This is a genomic window from Ruegeria sp. SCSIO 43209, from assembly GCF_019904295.1.
GTDB lineage: Bacteria > Pseudomonadota > Alphaproteobacteria > Rhodobacterales > Rhodobacteraceae > Ruegeria.
The window spans coordinates 758,898-776,199 of sequence record NZ_CP065359.1 but is presented as its reverse complement, the minus strand read 5'-3'; the positions used below and the strand labels follow the sequence as shown (position 1 = coordinate 776,199).

General features: G+C 50.7%; 15 protein-coding genes and 3 pseudogenes. 9 read left to right on the top strand and 9 right to left on the bottom strand.

All coding sequences use genetic code 11. The annotated features are described in order from the left end of the window. Position 1 precedes the first annotated feature (1 nt). On the top strand, positions 2-1,282 hold the full coding sequence (locus I5192_RS03965) for a TRAP transporter large permease (protein ID WP_223118258.1): 1,281 nt from the start codon (positions 2-4) through the stop codon (positions 1,280-1,282). Between the two features lie 84 nt (positions 1,283-1,366). Continuing rightward, positions 1,367-1,882, top strand: coding sequence for a redoxin domain-containing protein (locus I5192_RS03960; protein WP_223117806.1), 516 nt, complete (start codon positions 1,367-1,369; stop codon positions 1,880-1,882). A gap of 60 nt (positions 1,883-1,942) precedes the next feature. Here the strand turns inward: I5192_RS03960 and I5192_RS03955 are convergent. Next, a pseudogene (locus I5192_RS03955) lies at positions 1,943-2,646 on the bottom strand (IS6 family transposase); the annotation flags it as partial. Positions 2,647-2,929: 283 nt separating this feature from the next. On the opposite strand from I5192_RS03955, the pseudogene I5192_RS22750 reads away from it, so the two are divergent. Together I5192_RS22750 and I5192_RS03945 are read left to right on the top strand one after the other, a co-directional pair. Then, a pseudogene (locus tag I5192_RS22750) lies at positions 2,930-3,127 on the top strand (hypothetical protein); the annotation flags it as partial. A 131-nt stretch (positions 3,128-3,258) separates the two neighbouring features. Then, complete coding sequence (locus I5192_RS03945) at positions 3,259-3,603, top strand: hypothetical protein (protein WP_223117805.1); 345 nt, start codon at positions 3,259-3,261, stop codon at positions 3,601-3,603. Positions 3,604-4,629: 1,026 nt separating this feature from the next. On the opposite strand, the gene I5192_RS03940 is transcribed toward I5192_RS03945, so the two are convergent. Both I5192_RS03940 and I5192_RS03935 read right to left on the bottom strand, forming a co-directional pair. Continuing rightward, positions 4,630-5,352, bottom strand: coding sequence for a WbqC family protein (locus I5192_RS03940; protein ID WP_223117804.1), 723 nt, complete (start codon positions 5,350-5,352; stop codon positions 4,630-4,632). Next, positions 5,349-5,999 carry a cephalosporin hydroxylase family protein gene (locus I5192_RS03935; RefSeq protein ID WP_223117803.1) on the bottom strand — a complete coding sequence of 217 codons (651 nt, stop codon included), beginning with the start codon at positions 5,997-5,999 and terminating at the stop codon, positions 5,349-5,351. The genes I5192_RS03940 and I5192_RS03935 overlap by 4 nt, the downstream gene beginning before the upstream one ends. A 651-nt stretch (positions 6,000-6,650) precedes the next feature. On the opposite strand from I5192_RS03935, the gene I5192_RS03930 reads away from it, so the two are divergent. The 3 genes from I5192_RS03930 to I5192_RS03920 are packed head-to-tail and all read left to right on the top strand — an operon-like array spanning position 6,651 to position 9,051. Continuing rightward, positions 6,651-7,370, top strand: coding sequence for a class I SAM-dependent methyltransferase (locus tag I5192_RS03930; protein ID WP_223117802.1), 720 nt, complete (start codon positions 6,651-6,653; stop codon positions 7,368-7,370). Positions 7,371-7,394: 24 nt separating this feature from the next. Next, positions 7,395-8,384 carry an ATP-grasp domain-containing protein gene (locus I5192_RS03925; RefSeq protein WP_223117801.1) on the top strand — a complete coding sequence of 330 codons (990 nt, stop codon included), beginning with the start codon at positions 7,395-7,397 and terminating at the stop codon, positions 8,382-8,384. Continuing rightward, on the top strand, positions 8,365-9,051 hold the full coding sequence (locus I5192_RS03920; RefSeq protein ID WP_223117800.1) for a metallophosphoesterase: 687 nt from the start codon (positions 8,365-8,367) through the stop codon (positions 9,049-9,051). The genes I5192_RS03925 and I5192_RS03920 overlap by 20 nt, the downstream gene beginning before the upstream one ends. Here the strand turns inward: I5192_RS03920 and I5192_RS03915 are convergent. Genes I5192_RS03915 through rfbF form a run of 5 tightly spaced genes read right to left on the bottom strand, consistent with a single transcriptional unit; the run spans position 9,048 to position 13,705 of the window. Beyond that, positions 9,048-10,151 carry a DegT/DnrJ/EryC1/StrS aminotransferase family protein gene (locus tag I5192_RS03915; protein WP_170627347.1) on the bottom strand — a complete coding sequence of 368 codons (1,104 nt, stop codon included), beginning with the start codon at positions 10,149-10,151 and terminating at the stop codon, positions 9,048-9,050. The two genes, I5192_RS03920 and I5192_RS03915, sit on opposite strands and share 4 nt — an antisense overlap. Continuing rightward, entirely contained in the window at positions 10,148-11,359 is a 1,212-nt protein-coding gene (locus I5192_RS03910) for a class I SAM-dependent methyltransferase (RefSeq protein WP_170399820.1), read from the bottom strand. The genes I5192_RS03915 and I5192_RS03910 overlap by 4 nt, the downstream gene beginning before the upstream one ends. Then, a complete protein-coding gene (gene rfbC, locus I5192_RS03905; protein ID WP_170399817.1) occupies positions 11,356-11,898 on the bottom strand; it encodes a dTDP-4-dehydrorhamnose 3,5-epimerase in 543 nt (180 codons plus the stop codon). The genes I5192_RS03910 and rfbC overlap by 4 nt, the downstream gene beginning before the upstream one ends. Then, on the bottom strand, positions 11,895-12,956 hold the full coding sequence (gene rfbG, locus I5192_RS03900; protein WP_255612035.1) for a CDP-glucose 4,6-dehydratase: 1,062 nt from the start codon (positions 12,954-12,956) through the stop codon (positions 11,895-11,897). The genes rfbC and rfbG overlap by 4 nt, the downstream gene beginning before the upstream one ends. Further along, positions 12,941-13,705, bottom strand: a complete 765-nt coding sequence (rfbF, locus tag I5192_RS03895; protein ID WP_170627351.1) for a glucose-1-phosphate cytidylyltransferase — start codon at positions 13,703-13,705, stop codon at positions 12,941-12,943. The genes rfbG and rfbF overlap by 16 nt, the downstream gene beginning before the upstream one ends. A gap of 589 nt (positions 13,706-14,294) precedes the next feature. Between rfbF and I5192_RS03890 the strand changes: the two genes are divergently transcribed. Both I5192_RS03890 and I5192_RS03885 read left to right on the top strand, forming a co-directional pair. Then, on the top strand, positions 14,295-15,371 hold the full coding sequence (locus I5192_RS03890; RefSeq protein ID WP_223117799.1) for a TIGR00180 family glycosyltransferase: 1,077 nt from the start codon (positions 14,295-14,297) through the stop codon (positions 15,369-15,371). 515 nt (positions 15,372-15,886) lie between these two features. Continuing rightward, positions 15,887-16,132 carry a hypothetical protein gene (locus tag I5192_RS03885; protein ID WP_223117798.1) on the top strand — a complete coding sequence of 82 codons (246 nt, stop codon included), beginning with the start codon at positions 15,887-15,889 and terminating at the stop codon, positions 16,130-16,132. 430 nt (positions 16,133-16,562) lie between these two features. Here the strand turns inward: I5192_RS03885 and I5192_RS03880 are convergent. Then, positions 16,563-17,268: pseudogene (locus I5192_RS03880) on the bottom strand (IS6 family transposase). Between the last annotated feature and the right edge of the window lie 34 nt (positions 17,269-17,302).

Here is a 17,302-nt window from a genome sequence, read left to right as displayed (position 1 = left end):
GATGGGAATACTTCTGTTGCTTGGCGTGTTCGCCCTCTGCGTTCTGATCGGAACGCCTGTAGCATTCGCGCTTGGAATAGCGGCCATTTCGGCATTTTGGTTCGAAGGCTTACCCTTGATGATCGGATTTCAGCGGATCGTCTCCGGGATCAATGTATTCTCGTTGATGGCGATCCCGTTCTTCATTTTTGCAGGTGAACTGATGTTCCACGGCGGGATAGCCATGCGTCTCGTCAGGTTTGCTTCAGCCGCTGTCGGGGCCGTGCGCGGCGGCTTGGGAATTGTGAACGTGTTTTCTTCGATGCTTTTTGGGGGGATTTCAGGGTCGGCCATCGCAGACATTTCCGCACTAGGATCTATCTTGGTTCCTGTGATGAAAGAGAAAGGTTACGATGCAGATTACGCCGTAAACGTGACCGTCACGTCCTCGATTGCCGGAATAATTATTCCACCCAGTCACAATATGATCATTTTCGCGATCGCAGCCGGGGGTGGAATATCGATCTCGAAGCTATTTCTTGCAGGCGTTATTCCAGGAGTTTTGATGTGCCTTTGCCTTGCTGTGGCGGCGTACCTTGTAGCGGTGCGCAGAGGTTATCAAGCTGAAACCTTCCCGGGTTGGCAAGCGCTCGTGGTGAGCTTCTTCAGTGCTATTCCAGGGCTTTTGACGGCTGTGATTATCGTCGGCGGTGTGTTGTCGGGTATTTTCACCGTTACGGAGTCCGGAGCGTTTGGGGCCATATATGCATTCGTGGTCACACTGATCGTCTACAGAAGCATAACGTGGGAAAACTTTTGTATTGCTGTCGCTTCTGCTGTGCGCACGACGGCGATGGTAATGATATTAATCGCATGCGCTGGTGCGTTTGCCTACATGCTGACCTTTTACAGAGTTCCGGACAGAACCGCAGATCTGCTTACTGGGTTGACAGAAAATCCTATACTCATCTTGCTGATGGTAAATGCGGTTTTGTTGTTGCTTGGAATGATTATGGATATGGCAGCGCTTATTCTGATCTGCACACCCATTTTTCTACCCGTTGCCAACAGCCTTGGGATTGATCCGCTGCAATTCGGGATGATCTTGCTCGTGAATTTGGGATTAGGATTGTGCACACCACCGGTCGGATCGTGCCTGTTTGTCGGTTGCGCCGTGGGTAAATTGCCAATGGAGAAAGCCGTACGAACAATATGGCCCTTCTACTTGGCAATTCTCTTCGCATTAATGCTTATCACTTTTGTACCCGCGATTTCACTAACACTGCCAAGCTTGGTTGGGTGAATAAAGTAAATTCAAGTTTAAAGGCAGACACTTGAAGCTAAGCTTGCGTTCGAGTTTCTCTCTTAATGAAAAAAGGAAACTGACATGTCGCAAAAACCCAAAGTGAATGCTCCCGTCGAGCACATCAGTGTTTTTGATGTCTGCGGTGGCGAAATAGAGATTGGTCGGCCCAAAGATCGATGGACGATGCTTTTCGTCTATCGCGGGCGTCACTGTCCCAGATGCAAGCGATTTCTCAACAAATTGAACGCCATGCTGGCTGATTGGAGCAGCGTCATGGATGTAGTGGTCGTTTCTGCTGACTCTAAAGAAAAGGCTTTGGCCGACAAGGAAGAGTTCGGTTGGACATTTAACTTGGGCTTTGGATTGACCGAAACGCAGATGCGATCACTTGGACTCTACGTGTCGGACCCTCTTTCGGAGGCTGAGACAACCACATTGTTTGCAGAGCCCGGCGCATTCGGAATTCGACCAGATGGCAGTTTGATGTTGGTCGACATTTCGAATGGCCCTGCTGCGCGCCCGGATCTTGAAGAATTGCTAGACGGAATGAAGTTCAATATCGAAAACAACCGACCGACCCGGGGAACAGTTTTTTAACTGCAACGGTGCAGTCAGGCGAATTCGAACCAGTCTCAGCTAGGCCAGTATAGCTGTCCTTCATTCGTCACAAAGACCCCGCCACTCGGCGAGAGCGGCGGTGAGTATCAGCTTGAAGCTGTTTCGGCTGGCAAGCGCTCTTTCTCGTTGAAGTGGTTGTAGACAGAGGAGTTGACGGCGGCGAGCTTCTGCAAACTTCGCATCCGCCTGAAACGTTGCATGGCGCGTTCGCGTCGTCGGAAAGGCAGGTGCGAATTCTCGACGCAGTTGTTGAGCCACCTGCCCGTTTTCTGTTTTTTGTCAGCACCAAGCTCTCTGAAAGCGGTTCTGTATGAGGCGAAGCGATCTGTGACAACGTTTTCCGCTTTACCGTGTCGCTTCATCAATGTCTTGAGGAATTTCAGCGCTGCAGCTTTGTTTCGGCGTTTGGTGACAACGGCTCCCAGCACCTTGCTCTCATGATCTGCGGCCCGCCAGAGGTAATGCTTCTTGCCATTAACCTTCACAAAACCTCATCCACATGCCACTTCCATTTCGAGAATGCGCGCAGTTGTTGCACCCGCTTTCTTCGGATCTCAGAGGCAAACATCGGGCCAAACCTGATCCACCAATAGCGGACAGTTTCGTGGCTCACGTCGATGCCTCGTTCGTGCAGCAGAACTTCGACATTCCGAAACGAAAGCGGGAAGCGGATGTACTGCATCACCGCAAGGCGGATGATCTCAGGACAGGTGTTTATAGTATTTGAAAGAAGCAGGTCTTGTCTTGGGTAAATGCTGAGAAAGCCCCCTGCCCGCCTCAAGGCAAGGTCTACCGACAAGACCTTTGGGATTGATGACGTCTTTATATTGAATGGTGTCCGTTTTGATCGAAGTGATTTGAGTGTTTATTTGGGGTCCGCAATTTTGGGCATAGACACAGACAATGATGGATTTGCCGATACAACCATCGTTCTAGGGGGCGATTATTCCGATTCGGAATCTACGGTGAAAGATCTCGATGGGGCGACGGCCATAGCAGCTTCATTTCCACCAAAATGCACAAGACGATGTTTTTCACATTGACGAAGACGATGTCATCGCTGGAAACATCCTAGCCAACGACAACTGGTACACAGGCAGAGGACTAACCGTATCCCTGCTTTCAGGTCCGGAAGAGAGGCTACCAAACCTGAATAATGATGGATCGTTTACATATGAAGCAGATTCAGATGTCTTGATTTGGTCGCCCCCGGTGACGAGATAGTCCAGACATTCACGTATGAACTTGAAGACACGTTCGGTAGAACTCCCGAAGCCACGGCCCTCATTTCTGTAAACATACTGGATGACAGCGTATCGCTTTCGGGAAGTCGGAGACGAGACCATATCAATGGCTTGGATGAAGCTGACATCCTGGAGGATGGCTTCGGAAGAGACAAATTGGATGGTGGGGAAAGCGCCGATATCCTGAGAGGCGGACCAGGCCGCGGTGTTCATATTAGTGGAGGGGAAGCTGACCTTCTTGAGTTTCACTTTTTTGATGGCTTCAACATCATGACTGATTTTGAAGTTGGGATTGATCAGATTGGGATTGGCTCAGGTCTATTTGCAGACAATATCTCTGACATTAAGTACCGGGATCTGGATGACGGGGTGCTGCTTAATTTAAGTGGTGCCAAAGTCTTAGTTGAGGATCTGGCATTTATGGATCTGAGCGAAGATTCATTCGCTTGGTTATAGCGAATATCTGTGCTCGCGCGTTAGAATCTATAGCGTTGTAGAGCCCAGGTTGCCCTACTGAAACCAAAGTCTTGAAAGTGAATCTACCAATTCGGATTGATCCATGCATCAAGCTGCATTTTGAACTGGGCACAAGGCAGGCCGCACAAAGCCCGAAGTCCTGAGTGGTAGACCGATCACGCCACCGATTCTTGTCCACCTCTTGGTACATATTGTGGCAGTTATTTTTTTGCATGAAAAATGGTTACTCAAATAGGGTTGTTCCCCCTTGGTCCGCCACTTACTCCCTATGTGCGACAAATAGTTTTGCCTTTTGCGATAGAAATTTTCCATTACGCCGCACAGCCATGCCTTCTGCCAAGTGGTTACGTCGTACATATTTCCCTTTAACAACTGGTTTTGGGCGAAGCCCTTCAGGGTGCTCGTCTCTAAAACCTGCTCCCGGCGAGGGTTGGGGGGTAGCAAGTGCAATATAGTTCGAAAGGGTGGGCGCCTACAGGCGTCCGCCCAGGACGGGCTTTGCGCGGTGTCCTCATGACAGCACAGCTCTGCAATACTTTCCTCGCCTATTTGGCCGTCCAGTAAAATCTGGATCTTTTCTTGTGCGGAATACTGTTTACGGGTCGAACGCCAAATGTCCTTTGCTGGCTTCTCGCCGTGACTCTGCTTGTTTTAGGGGTTCTTTCTCATCTCTACTCCTTGGCAGCTACGATGAGCCAGAAATCTACTCTTATCAAATCGACCAATACTGTCCCAATGGTACTGACGTCAGACACCGGAAGCTAATGATATAGACCAGAACTAAGGTCCACAATAAGGCATTGATTTTCTTAAATTATTCAAGTTAGCGCCCAATAGTTAACGGCACAGTAAGATTGGGCGTGGGAGCTCACTTCGGGCGGCGTCAATCCTTTGGCTATCACCTCCTCTGCCCCGGACAGTTGGGGGTACAGATAGAACACTCCGAGCCGTCAACGCTATGATGCGATCCTGTTCCAAACCGGAAACGATCCCATATTAGGAAGCCTATGTCTGTTGGTGGTTCTGAAGAAATTCTTTCCAGTTGCGTGTGCGCGGGTTTAGATAAGATGCAGCTTGAGCAGGGCCTACATGTGCTAACAGGTCAAGCCCGGTCACGAACGGCGAAAAATCATCTTCAACACGCCCCCACGGCCTGACATCATATTCCATGTATTCGACGTTGATCCCTGCCAATTCAAACTCCTTGTGTTCCAGATAGTTGCGTGCGCCATGCCCGGTGACATAGCGCGTTCCGCCCAATTCTTGGACGATTTGCAGTATCCTGTTCGAGCCTGTTTCTGTGACATTTAGATCGGTGCTAAGGTGATACTCGCTCGGATTTATGCCAAACTGTGATGCTAGTCCTTTACTGCTGGCGACAATCGCGTCGCAAAGGCCGTCATGCTGATTCAGGTGTAGAACTGGTGCTAGTGCGGAGTCTAGGTAAGGCGTCCCGCTAAGCGATTTCTTGAGTTTATCGATGTGTAAATCTAGCCAATTTGGTTCAGCAGCAACGATGTCAACGATATCTGTCCTGTTTTTAGTATGCTTTATTGGTATGCTAAGCCAGGCGCTGCCAGAAGGCGATCTAATCTGTACGCGGTTAGTAAACGAGCGTCTAGAAAACTGCGCATCTACCAGCCAAACGACTACATCAGCTAAAGCGAGTTGGGCCAAAAAACCTGGCCACGGAAAATACATAGGTTGCGAAATGACGACAGTAGTCATGCAAATTTCCGTCGAATATACCCACCGGGCGAAGAGGACAGCACAAGCTTGCCGTTCAACACCGGATCAACTTCGAATAGGTCTGCTTCTGACATATAGTCATTAAGCGCTGATAGCGGCTCGTTCCCGGCAAACCACGATTTGGAACGGTTTTGTGGGCTGTCCTTCTGGCCGACATACCCGATCATCGTATCCGCAACGACCATGTAGCAGCCAGGTGTAACCAACGGACCGTATGCACGGCACTCGGCCAGAACATGATCGCGGCTGTGGTCGCTGTCTAGAACTACCATGACTTTGGCGCCTTCTGGGATCTCGGCACGCACGGCGGCCAGCGTATCCTCGCTGGTCGACGGCCCCTCAATTAGAGTGACTCGTTTCGACATAGGGTGTTTGTTGATCGTGTCGCGGTTGTGAGCGCGGATATCTATGTCGACTCCGATCACGGTGCCATTGCCAATCAACTGCAATAGTGAGGCCATAAACAGCACCGAGCCACCGCGTGCCACGCCGGTTTCGATAATGACATCGGGTTTCGTGTTCCAGATCACTTCCTGTGTCGCCATCACATCTGCAGGCATCTGAATAATGGGTGCTCCCATCCAGCTCCACAGATAGGAGTAGTCATAAGGGTCAAGTTGTAACATATGTGCAATTGAACTTTGAAAAACATGCTCGTCTTGCCCAAGCGCCAAGCATTGCTTTTCCTTGTGAGCTTCAAACTCTTTGCGGTCGTCTTTTGACGTCATGATTTGCCTTCAGCATTTTTATTGGTGATTTGCCACGCTCTGGAGCTCTCATCTAAGCTTTGTTACAGGTCGTGTCACCATCCATTGTGTGAGTAAGAACTTTTGTCGCGAACATTCGCGAAGGTCTGACACGCTTTTGAACAATCCGAACACTCTTTTCGCTAGTTGCCAGAATCAATAACTCTAAGGTCTCTGTTAGAACAATAGAGTGTCCCACTTTGCGTAAGAGTTCCAAATTCTTAAAACGTTCTAGATAAAACTGGGGCCATTTAGCTATCGTTACATCATAGCCGCCTCGGTGTCTCTTATGAATTGGCCCTTGATCAGTTCAACCAACTCGAATTTCCCCAGCTTTAAACGTCCTACTCTAAAAGGACTCGTTAACTCGCCGTCTATAGGGGTCGTCGGTCTGGTATTGACGGTCTCGGGACGTTATGAAAAACGAAGTCCTGTGGTATGAGGGGTTTTGACATGGCTGCGACCCTATCCGACGCAGACCGGAATTCCCTCTCCCTGTCATGACATGTATTCAGAAGGGCTGACTATCTGATGGAAAACCTAGACGACGTCGCCTCAAAGTATTTGCAGCCACCAAGTGTCGAGATTGAGAATGATCTCATGATGCGGTGGTATCCCGAAAGGGTGTTTGAGCGCACAGGACATGTCGGGCGTTTGCTAGAGCTTGGGTTGGGGCATGGTTACACAGTTCCCTTCTTTTTCGAGATGAGTGACCAGCACGTCGTCGTTGAAGGCTCTCAAAAGGTCATCGAGAATTTTCAGTCCAAGAACCCTTGGTATACTGGATCATTGGAGGCGGGGTACTTCGAAACTTACACACCTACCGACACCTTCGATCTGATTGTCATGGGATTCGTGCTCGAGCATGTGGATGATCCAGTCGCCATTCTAAGCCGGTACAAAAAGTTTCTAGCTCCCAACGGTCGCATTTGGATTGCTGTACCGAATGCAAAATCGTTAAACCGGCGCCTCGGGCTTGAGATGGGGATGATTGAGGACATTTATGATCTGAACGAAACGGATTTAATGCTCGGACATCAACGCAATTTTTGCCGCGATACATTGCGAAGCGCCATCGAGGCGGCCGGGTACAGAGTAACGCATGAGGAAGGGCTTTACCTGAAGCCTCTTCCATTGGGTGTTCTCAGAACGCTAGATAACTTTGAAGAGAACATGCGCGCGATGATGGCTGTTGGCGTTGACTTTCCAGATCTTTGTGTTGGTCTTCTTGTAGAAGTGTCTCATGACTAGAGCTGATTGTGCGGGGCCTGAGTTGTGAACGAGCGCCGACGTATTCTGGTCACCGGCGTAGGAGCGCTCATAGGCCAGGGCATCGCCAGCAGTCTGCGGGATGACGGGCGATCGTGGTTAATTGGACTTGACCGGCGCATGTCGCTATTCGGCGCAGAGCTGTGCGATGAAACTCTGCTGAAACCCAAGCTAGACGAAAGCTCAGATGCGTATCTGACGTTCTGGAAAGATTTGGTGCAGGATCACGGAATTGAACTGATTATTCCAGGTATCAGCATCGACATGGCGTTTCTAGACGCCCACCGAAGTTTTTTCGAAGACCTCGGGGTAGCGTTGGCCATCAACACGACACATCTTATCGCGTTGACTGAAAACAAGTCGGATTTTGCAGCCGACTATGCGCAATTGGGGTTGCCAGTCATCCCGTCGATTGCAGGAGGTGGCACTTGGGAAGCGGCCTGCGCGGCGCTGGGGAAACCGCCATTTCTTTTGAAACCCAGCACTGGGGAAGGCTCCGTTGGCATTGTGCGGCTTCATGACGAAGTGGATTTTGATTATTGGAGCGGAAAAACCTCGGGCGAATTTCTTGTGCAGCGGATTGTTGGTACGGACGACGATGAATATACTGTCGGTACATTTGGCTTTGGCGACGGCGATTACATTGGCCCACTGATCTTTCAGCGCCGATTGACACGTGCCGGGAACACTGGCGAGGCAAAGACCGTCACTCATGAAGCCGTATCCAAAGCAACTGATACAATCATGCGCTACTACAAGCCGCTGGGTCCAACCAACTTACAATTCCGTTTGGAAGATGAGGATGCCTATCTTCTTGAAATCAACCCTCGGTTTTCAAGTAGTTGTTCCTTGCGAACCGCTTTCGGGTTCAACGAAGCTGAGATGTGTGTTGACTTTTACCTGAACCGACGACGGCCTGCGCAACCTGTCTTGCGTGAAGGGATTGCGCAGCGTCACAACGCAGATCGGATACGTTATGCTGGGCCTGATCTCTGATATTCATGCCAATCTGGCCGCGCTTGAGGCGGTTTTGGCTGACGCGAAGTCCAAAGGGGTGACAGAGTTTGTGTGCCTTGGCGACGTTATTGGGTATAATGGTCAGCCGGAAGAATGCGTACAACTGCTCAAGGCAGAAGGGGTGCGCAATATACTGGGCAATCACGACAGCTACGTTACGTCGGGACAGAATTGCGAACGCTCTAAGGTCGTCGCGGGTATCATAGACAAACATCAGGCAGAGCTAAGTTCGGACAGCGTGGCATGGTTGAGCCGATCAATGGACAGCATCCAGGATGGCACAACATTGTTTGTACACGGAGGACCGCAGGATCATGTCGATGAATACCTCTATAAAGTGGGGATCGATACGTTTCCCAAAGGCGTAACACAGCTCTTTGCGGGTCATACCCATGTGCAATGCATTCTAGACTTCGGTACGCACGTCTTTTGCAATCCGGGCTCGGTAGGACAGCCGCGCGATGGAGACCCACGTGCAGCTTACGCAATCTTATCAGATGGCCAGATTGCCCTGCACAGAGTCGTTTATGACATCGACCGCACGATACGCGCGATGAAAGAGCGCGGGTACGAAGAGTTCATGTATCGCGGACTTGCCAAAGGCGCCCAGATCAACGGGCGTATTGACGAGATTGTGAAAGCCTAAGGAGAGGCCAAGGTCTCGATTACCCGACAGACTCGATCAATGTCCCCGTCTGTCATGTCGTGAAAACTGGGCAGGTTCAGTGCCCGCTCGCAAATATCATGGGCATGCGGGGTAGGCGCTTCTACGAACATAGGCTGGCTGGAAAGCGGGTAGAAAAATACACGCGCATCAATGTTTGCTGCCTCGAATGCTGCCAAGGCCCTCTCACGGGAGACGCCAAGTGCCTTGTCAAAAACAACAGTGGGCATCCACGCGCCATTCCGGACGTGAGGAGGCTCAGGGTTCATCGATAGCCCTAGATGCGACAGCCGCTCTTTGTAAGCTGCAAGTATCTCCGCTTTGCGGTTCGTCAGTTCCTCAATGCGCTCAATCTGCCCCATTCCTATTGCAGCTTGAATGTTTGACATCTTGAATTTGTAGCCGACCGTATCAGCCCAGAATTGTTTTTTCTGCGCCTTGTCACGTCCGTGATTGGACAGCGTCAGAATGCGATCCGCCAAAGCATCGTCATCGGTCACCAGCATCCCGCCTTCGCCGGTGGTCAACGTTTTCGTACCATGAAAAGAGAAGGTCCCGAACTTTCCCATCGCGCCTGTATGAATGGCGCGATATCGCGCACCCAACGCTTCGGCCGCGTCTTCGATAAGCACCACTCCACATTCATCTGCGATGCTCAACAGTGTGTCCATCTCACAGAGATTACCGTAGAGATGTGTGGCTATGATGGCCTTGGTTTTCGATGTAATCGCCGCGCGGACCTGATCAGGATCAATACACCAACTGTCTGGCAAGATATCAACGAAAATCGGTGTTGCGCCCAAATGCACGACGGGAGCAACCGTAGCGATCCAATTTGTGTCGGCAAGGATGACCTCATCGCCCGGACCGATACCTAGCGCAGCCAGACCCATCTCCATCGCGCCCGTGCAACTGGAAGTCGAAATAGCATGTTTTGTTCCGACATACTCTGCGAAGGTCGCCTCGAAGCGATGAATGTAGTCATAACATTTCGGCCCCCAACCAGTGCGGGCGGCATCAGTGGCATAACTAACCTCGAGATCGGTGATAGAGGGTCGGGTATAGACGATGCGGTCGGTCATAGGATTTGCAGTTCTGGCACAGCAGTTACAAAACGGGTATCTACAAGCCAATCAAGTGATTGCATAATCTCGGTTTTCAGGTTCCATGGGAATATCACCAGGTAGTCTGGACGTCGGTTCTGTAGCTCGTCTGGCGCCAGAATGGGGATATGACTGCCCGGTAGGTATTTGCCGATCTTAAATTCTGCAGCATCACATACGAATTCAATGGCGTCTGGACCAACGCCTGCGAAGTTCATAAGCGTGTTGCCTTTCGCGGCTGCGCCGTATCCTGCTACCGACTTTCCCTCCGCCTTAGCATCCAGCACGAACCGCAAGAAATCGTCTTTGACCTTTTCCGCTTTGAGTTGGAAACCTGTGTAGAAGTCATCGTCATTCATTCCGTGAGATGCTTCGAGATCACGCATGGCCTTCACGGCGTCGGTTTGCGCATGTCTGGCTCCTTCAAGACAGGCAAAGAGACGCAAGCTGCCGCCATGAGTTGTTAGTTGTTCAACATCGAACACCCGCAAACCTGCCGCCGCCAGAATACGCTCGGCTGAAAGAAGAGAAATGTAGGAGAAATGTTCGTGATACACGGTATCGAACTGGTTTTGCGTCACCAGGTTCAACAAATGCGGAAACTCGAGTGTGACCACGCCCTGAGGTTTTAGGCAAACCGCCAGCCCTCGCGAGAAACAGTTAATGTCGGGTACATGGGCAAAGACATTGTTACCTATGACAAGATCAGATTTGGCCAGCCCCTTAGCCAACCCTTCCCCGAAGAACTCCTCTACAACATTGATCCCGATTGCCGTCGCTGCGGAGGCGGTGGAATGTGTGGGTTCAATACCTAGGCAGGGGATCCCTGCCTTCCGAAAATTGCGCAGCAGATAACCGTCGTTGGATGCAACCTCGATCACATGAGAATCCGCATCTAGAGCAAATCGTTCGATAACCGTGTCGCAATAGGCTTTGGCATGGGCAAGCCAAGAGGTCGAGGTGGAAGAAAAATAAGCGTATTCTTCGGTGAATAGCGCCTCGCCCGACGAGAAGTCTTCCGTTTGTACAAGGCGGCACTCCTTGCACACGAAAAGCCGCAGCGGATAGGTCAGTTCGGGACGAGAAAGCGCTTCCGCACTTAGATAATCGTTTGACGGGGGTGCATATCCCAAATCAAGAAACGCCATAGTGCGTGAAGACAGACAATGTCGGCAGGTATTGGTCATAAGGGGCGAACATCCAGCAGGGCAGGCAAGTTTTGATCTCTTTCCGACATAAGCGTGATAGGTAAGGGCCAATCAATGCCCAGATCGGGGTCTGTCGCACGCACACCACCCTCAAGTTCCGGTGTGTACGGAGCAGTGTGGCAATAGTGTAGCGTCGCAGTCTCGGTCAATGTCTGGAAACCATGAGCGCAGCCCTCAGGAATGTAGATTGCGTTCCCAGCCTCAGCGCATAATGTGATTGCTCTGCTTTGACCAAAGGTTGGAGAGCCTTCGCGCAGGTCAAGCGCCAGATCGAATACCTTTCCTTCGGTTGCACGTATAAGCTTTGCCTCAGCCATCGGCGCACGCTGAAAATGCAGACCGCGCAAAGTACCTTGCCCCTTGGTTTGCGACATATTCATTTGCACCCAATTGGTCAGCAGACCGGCTTGCGCAAAAACGTCAGCACAGAATGTACGAGCAAAAGCACCGCGGGCATCGGACTGGCGCGCCAACTGGACTTCGTAAAGCCCATCAATATCTTGAGGGATAAGCTTCAAGATTCACCATAATATTGCAACTGTTTAAGTGAGACCGCACGAGGGCACTGGCCCTCCGCAACAGACTGGTACCACTGTATTGTAGCGCGGATGCCGTCTTCGAAAGACCAACAGGCGAAATGACCCAGCAGTGCCTCTGCCTTGTCAGTGGCAAGCCGGAGAATCTGAGCTTCGTGGGCAGAATAGGATTTCCGAGAAGTATCTTCCCATGCGCCCGGCCACATGGAGAGTGCCGTTGTAACAACGTCCTTTACGGTTCTAACCCCCTCAGATGGTGGACCAAAATTGAACGCACTTTGGAGATCGGGATCTGCCGACGTAAACAGCTTTTCCGCGAGTATCAAATACCCTCGCAGAGGCTCCAGGACGTGTTGCCATGGTCGAACGGAATTCGGGTTGCGCACTTTGACTGGAATGTCGGCCGCCAGGGCACGTGCAATATCGGGCACGATGCGGTTCTCGGCCCAGTCGCCACCGCCAATAACGTTGCCTGCGCGCGCCGAAGCCATACGGATCTCTGTCTGTGCAAAAAAAGATTTTCTCCAGCTATCGACGCCAATTTCCATCGCGGCTTTGCTGGAACTATATGGGTCATGACCACCTACGGGATCAGTTTCGCGAAATGGCCGCGCTTGTTCGTCGTTGGCATACACTTTGTCTGTAGTTACCATAACCACGGCGCGTGGACCGGTCAGATCACGCAGCGCCTCCATCAGATTGAGCGTCCCCATCACATTGGTGGACCAGGTCTCAATCGGGGTTTCGTATCCACGTAAAACCAAAGATTGTGCTGCCATGTGAAAAACAATTTCGGGGTCTGACGCTGTTACGGCGTTTGTCACGACAGACGAATCTCGAATGTCACCGATAATGTGCCTGATGGTATCTTCTAGTTTCAGAGAGGAAAAAAAGGGACTTTCAGGTGCCAGTGCTATGCCAGTGACTTTGGCACCGAGTTGCGTCAACCACAGCGCAAGCCATGCACCTTTGAACCCGGTATGTCCGGTAATCAGAACGCGTTTGTCTTTCCAGAACGCATTCATCACCAAGTTTTCCATGGTGCATCGCCGGATTTCCAAAGCTCTTCAAGGTAATCACGATCCCGCATCGTATCCATCGGAGCCCAGAAACCCGAATGCTTGAACACTGAAAGCTGTCGCTCAGTTGCCAGAGTTTCCAATGGAGCGCGTTCCCAAATCGTTTCGTCTCCGTCGATGTAGTCAATCACCTCAGGCTCACAGACAAAAAAACCGCCGTTAACCCAGAAGCCATCTCCATCGGGTTTCTCGTTAAACCGGGTCACAAAATCACCCTCGATCTCCAAGGCTCCGAACCGCGCTGCTGGTTGCAAGGCGGTAACGGTCGCACGGCTGCCAGTTCTTTTGTGAAAGGCCAAAAGCTTGGTAATATCAAGGTCCGTCACACCGTCGCCGTATGTAAGACAAAACGTGTCGGTCAGATGCTCCTTCACACGCTTTAGGCGGCCACCGGTTTGGGTTAGCTGACCGGTGTCGACCAATGTAACCTGCCAAGGCTCCGAGTATCGATTGTGCACCTTCATCTTATTGTCTTTTAGATCAAATGTGACATCGGATGTATGTAGAAAGTAGTTCGCGAAATACTCTTTGATCAGATAGCCTTTGTAGCCGCAGCAGATGACAAATTCAGTGATCCCATGGGCGCCATAGATTTTCATGATGTGCCATAAAATGGGCAAACCACCAATTTCAATCATGGGTTTTGGGCGGAGGTGAGATTCTTCACTAATCCGAGTTCCGAGCCCGCCCGCTAGAATTACCGCTTTCAAATCATCGCTCCGCTCTGTTCTAATCGACCAACAGGCCGCAGATAATTGAATTCCCTTTAAGCATGATAACTTTGATTAGCAAGGAGAGTGGTGTGAGACGCGTCGAGCTGGTCTCAGTTTGCTACATAATTTGAAAACCCATGTGAATCAAAGCTGCCACTTTGGGTCAGCTCAAAGTTCGGTCGTGAGTTGAGTTGGCGTTCCTGATTGAACTCGGGTATTGCCAAGTTGTCTGCGGCGGACTGCGATCTATTCGCAGATGTTGTCTCATGCCGCCATTCTACCGGAGTAGTCAGCCCAGAGGTTGAGCGTATCTGATCGAGCGCAACGAAGTGAGGCTGCTCCCGCCCGAACAAGCCAAAAATTCAAGAGCCAGAAGCTGGTTAGCATGGAATAATTCCAGTTCAGTTGCCAGCACCTATATTTTCACAGATTGACTTCGATCGTGTTTTGGGGTTGGACACATGCGAAAATATCAAGTTATGAGCCGCGCTGGACCGCATATCTACACCGTCAAATTTCTAATAGACCATAATTCGACGCCGTGTAGCCCACTAGATCTCCGGTATTAGCCGCATAAGGATGCACCATGGTCCCTCTAGTTATTCCCACACGTAACCGTCCAATGTCTTTGTCCTTTCTCCTTAAGTATCTGGGCGAGTTCAATCCGGGACAACGTGTGGTGATCGCCAATGGCAGTCATCATTCATACCTTGCTGCTTATGAGGAAGCGGTACGTGACAACGACAGTCTTTTGCAGATCGAATATAAGGAGTACGATTCCGGTCTGCATTTTCGGGACCGCATGGTTGATTGTGTGAGCGGGTTGGATGATGACATTATCTTCGTCGGAGCAGATGATGATTTTCCCGTGCTTGATACACTCTATCAAGGTGTTGAATTCCTGCGCGCAAACCACGACCACGTCGTCGCTATCGGCGGGATCATTTGCCTGTCAATGTTAGACGAAGATCAGTTCAACGCGAAATTTCTTCATGCATTCAGCCTTCAAGACGAAGACATAGTTTCTCGTCTGTCTAAATACAGCCAATGGGCCTTCGCGACCAGTTATGCTGCGACACGCCGTGATCACTACCTTGAAAGATGTAACAACTTACAGCTTAATGCCATGAAAATATTTGGCGACTATAATGTCGGCCTCCACGACTGTCTGGCTGGAAAAATCAAGGCCTTGCCAGAAATTGGCTACTTCACCACAAAACTAGCCACTCATAGTAGGTTTGGACCGCCCAGCCGTCTGCATTATCTGGAGCATGCACAAGAAACCTTAAACCTGAGAGATTACTATACTGAAAAAATTGCCTCAACTACGGCAATTGACAATCAAGAAGCTCGGTCAATCGCAGATAAACTGATTGCAATGAAAATTGCCCATTGGACAGGTGGCAGCCCGCAGTTTTTGGATGGGTTTGGGTGTTCATCGCTGTTCCGTGATGAAACTGTGCGCAAACAATATGACGCGTTTCAAGATCTATTTCGTCAAGGTACAGCAGAGCAAAAGAAACTTGGAGGCAATCTAAGGAAGGTTGTCGACGCAATGTTGGAAATTAGTGAGGCTAATTCAGATAATCACGGTGAGCCGGAAAAGTACGATTCAATAGAATATTTTTTGGCTTCGACCAATGGCGGTATTTCGCGGCCATGACAGAACGCCTCGTTAAGGAGTAAATGGATGAGACGAAAGATTAAGCGCAAACTTGCTAAGATGTTTTCTGCGCGCCGCTCGGAGAACAGTGCGAAGCCGAGGCCCGAACCAAAAAAACCAAAGCAGATCATTAGCCCACGGTTTAATATAGCCTTTTCCCCAGAAACGCTTGAAAGAAAGTGAAGTGGGCCTGCTTTCAAAGGGCGTATTTCTGTCGCGAAATTTATCGCTGAGCGTGGAAATTTCGTCGGATCAACAGGTCAAGCAGCCAAATCCGCGATGCGTTGAAACTAACCGAGTCCAGGCGTAATTTATCCTCCGCGGATCATGTGTGTGTCTTCGATACCTGCAAGTGTTGCCTTCGCTGATCGCGCGTACGATACCAATTGGTTCCGTGAAGCATTGAAAGACAATGGGATACGCGCCTGTGTCCTCGGAGGAAAACAGCGCAAAAAAACCTATTAATATGACAGGCGAAGATACCAAAGGCGCAACCCGATCCCCGCCTCCGGTCCATGTTGATCCGCGCCCATGGCTGGACCCACGATCTGAAGTCCGGAGTTCAACTGATGGAAGTTGCGCGGCGTGAAAGCGTCCCCGGCGCTTTCATCCTTGCCCGTGCTCAGCTCGCGTTTCTCTCACTGAAGATTCAGGCCGCGCTTCTCAACGGCACCCAGCCGCCCGAACTTACACTCAAGCGTCTGGTCAGCGTGACCCACCCACTTGATTGGTCCGAACAGGAACGCCTGTTCGGCTTCTGACATCTCCAGATCCTGCGTCACTGATACAGACTTCACCCTCCCTGATCCGGCGGAACAATTCCCTGTTCGCACGAGAAAATTCCCTGCTCCACCTTTTAGGGAATTTGCAACATTAACCCCCTGTAAAACATTCAGTTCTGACAGGTGAAATTACTGAACTCAGTCCCGTTTTGCGAAATTTCCCTGTAAACTTCCGGGTATCAGGGAAATCCCGCCCAAAGCGATCCCACCAAAATGCGGCACTGAGACTGGGGCCTGAATCGTGATCCGAGTGTACGATCTGCTCCGTCTCTGATTGAAAGTGCATGCGTCAACTCGCGGGAATTGCGGCACAATTCCGGGTCAAAAAACACAACTGAAGTGAGACAGGTATGAGTGGCGGGGAGACAGGGATTCGAACCAGTCTCAGCTAGGCCAGTATAGCTGTCCTTCATTCGTCACAAAGACCCCGCCACTCGGCGAGAGCGGCGGTGAGTATCAGCTTGAAGCTGTTTCGGCTGGCAAGCGCTCTTTCTCGTTGAAGTGGTTGTAGACAGAGGAGTTGACGGCGGCGAGCTTCTGCAAACTTCGCATCCGCCTGAAACGTTGCATGGCGCGTTCGCGTCGTCGGAAAGGCAGGTGCGAATTCTCGACGCAGTTGTTGAGCCACCTGCCCGTTTTCTGTTTTTTGTCAGCACCAAGCTCTCTGAAAGCGGTTCTGTATGAGGCGAAGCGATCTGTGACAACGTTTTCCGCTTTACCGTGTCGCTTCATCAATGTCTTGAGGAATTTCAGCGCTGCAGCTTTGTTTCGGCGTTTGGTGACAACGGCTCCCAGCACCTTGCTCTCATGATCTGCGGCCCGCCAGAGGTAATGCTTCTTGCCATTAACCTTCACAAAACCTCATCCACATGCCACTTCCATTTCGAGAATGCGCGCAGTTGTTGCACCCGCTTTCTTCGGATCTCAGAGGCAAACATCGGGCCAAACCTGTTCCACCAATAGTGGACAGTTTCGTGGCTCACGTCGATGCCTCGTTCGTGCAGCAGATTTTCAACATACCGAAGCGAGAGCGGGAAACGGATGTTCAGCATCACAGTCAAGCGGATGATCTCAGAACTAGTTTTGAAGTACTTGAAGGATGCAGGTCCGGTCATGGGCAAAAGCTACGCAACCACCCCGCCCCGCTCA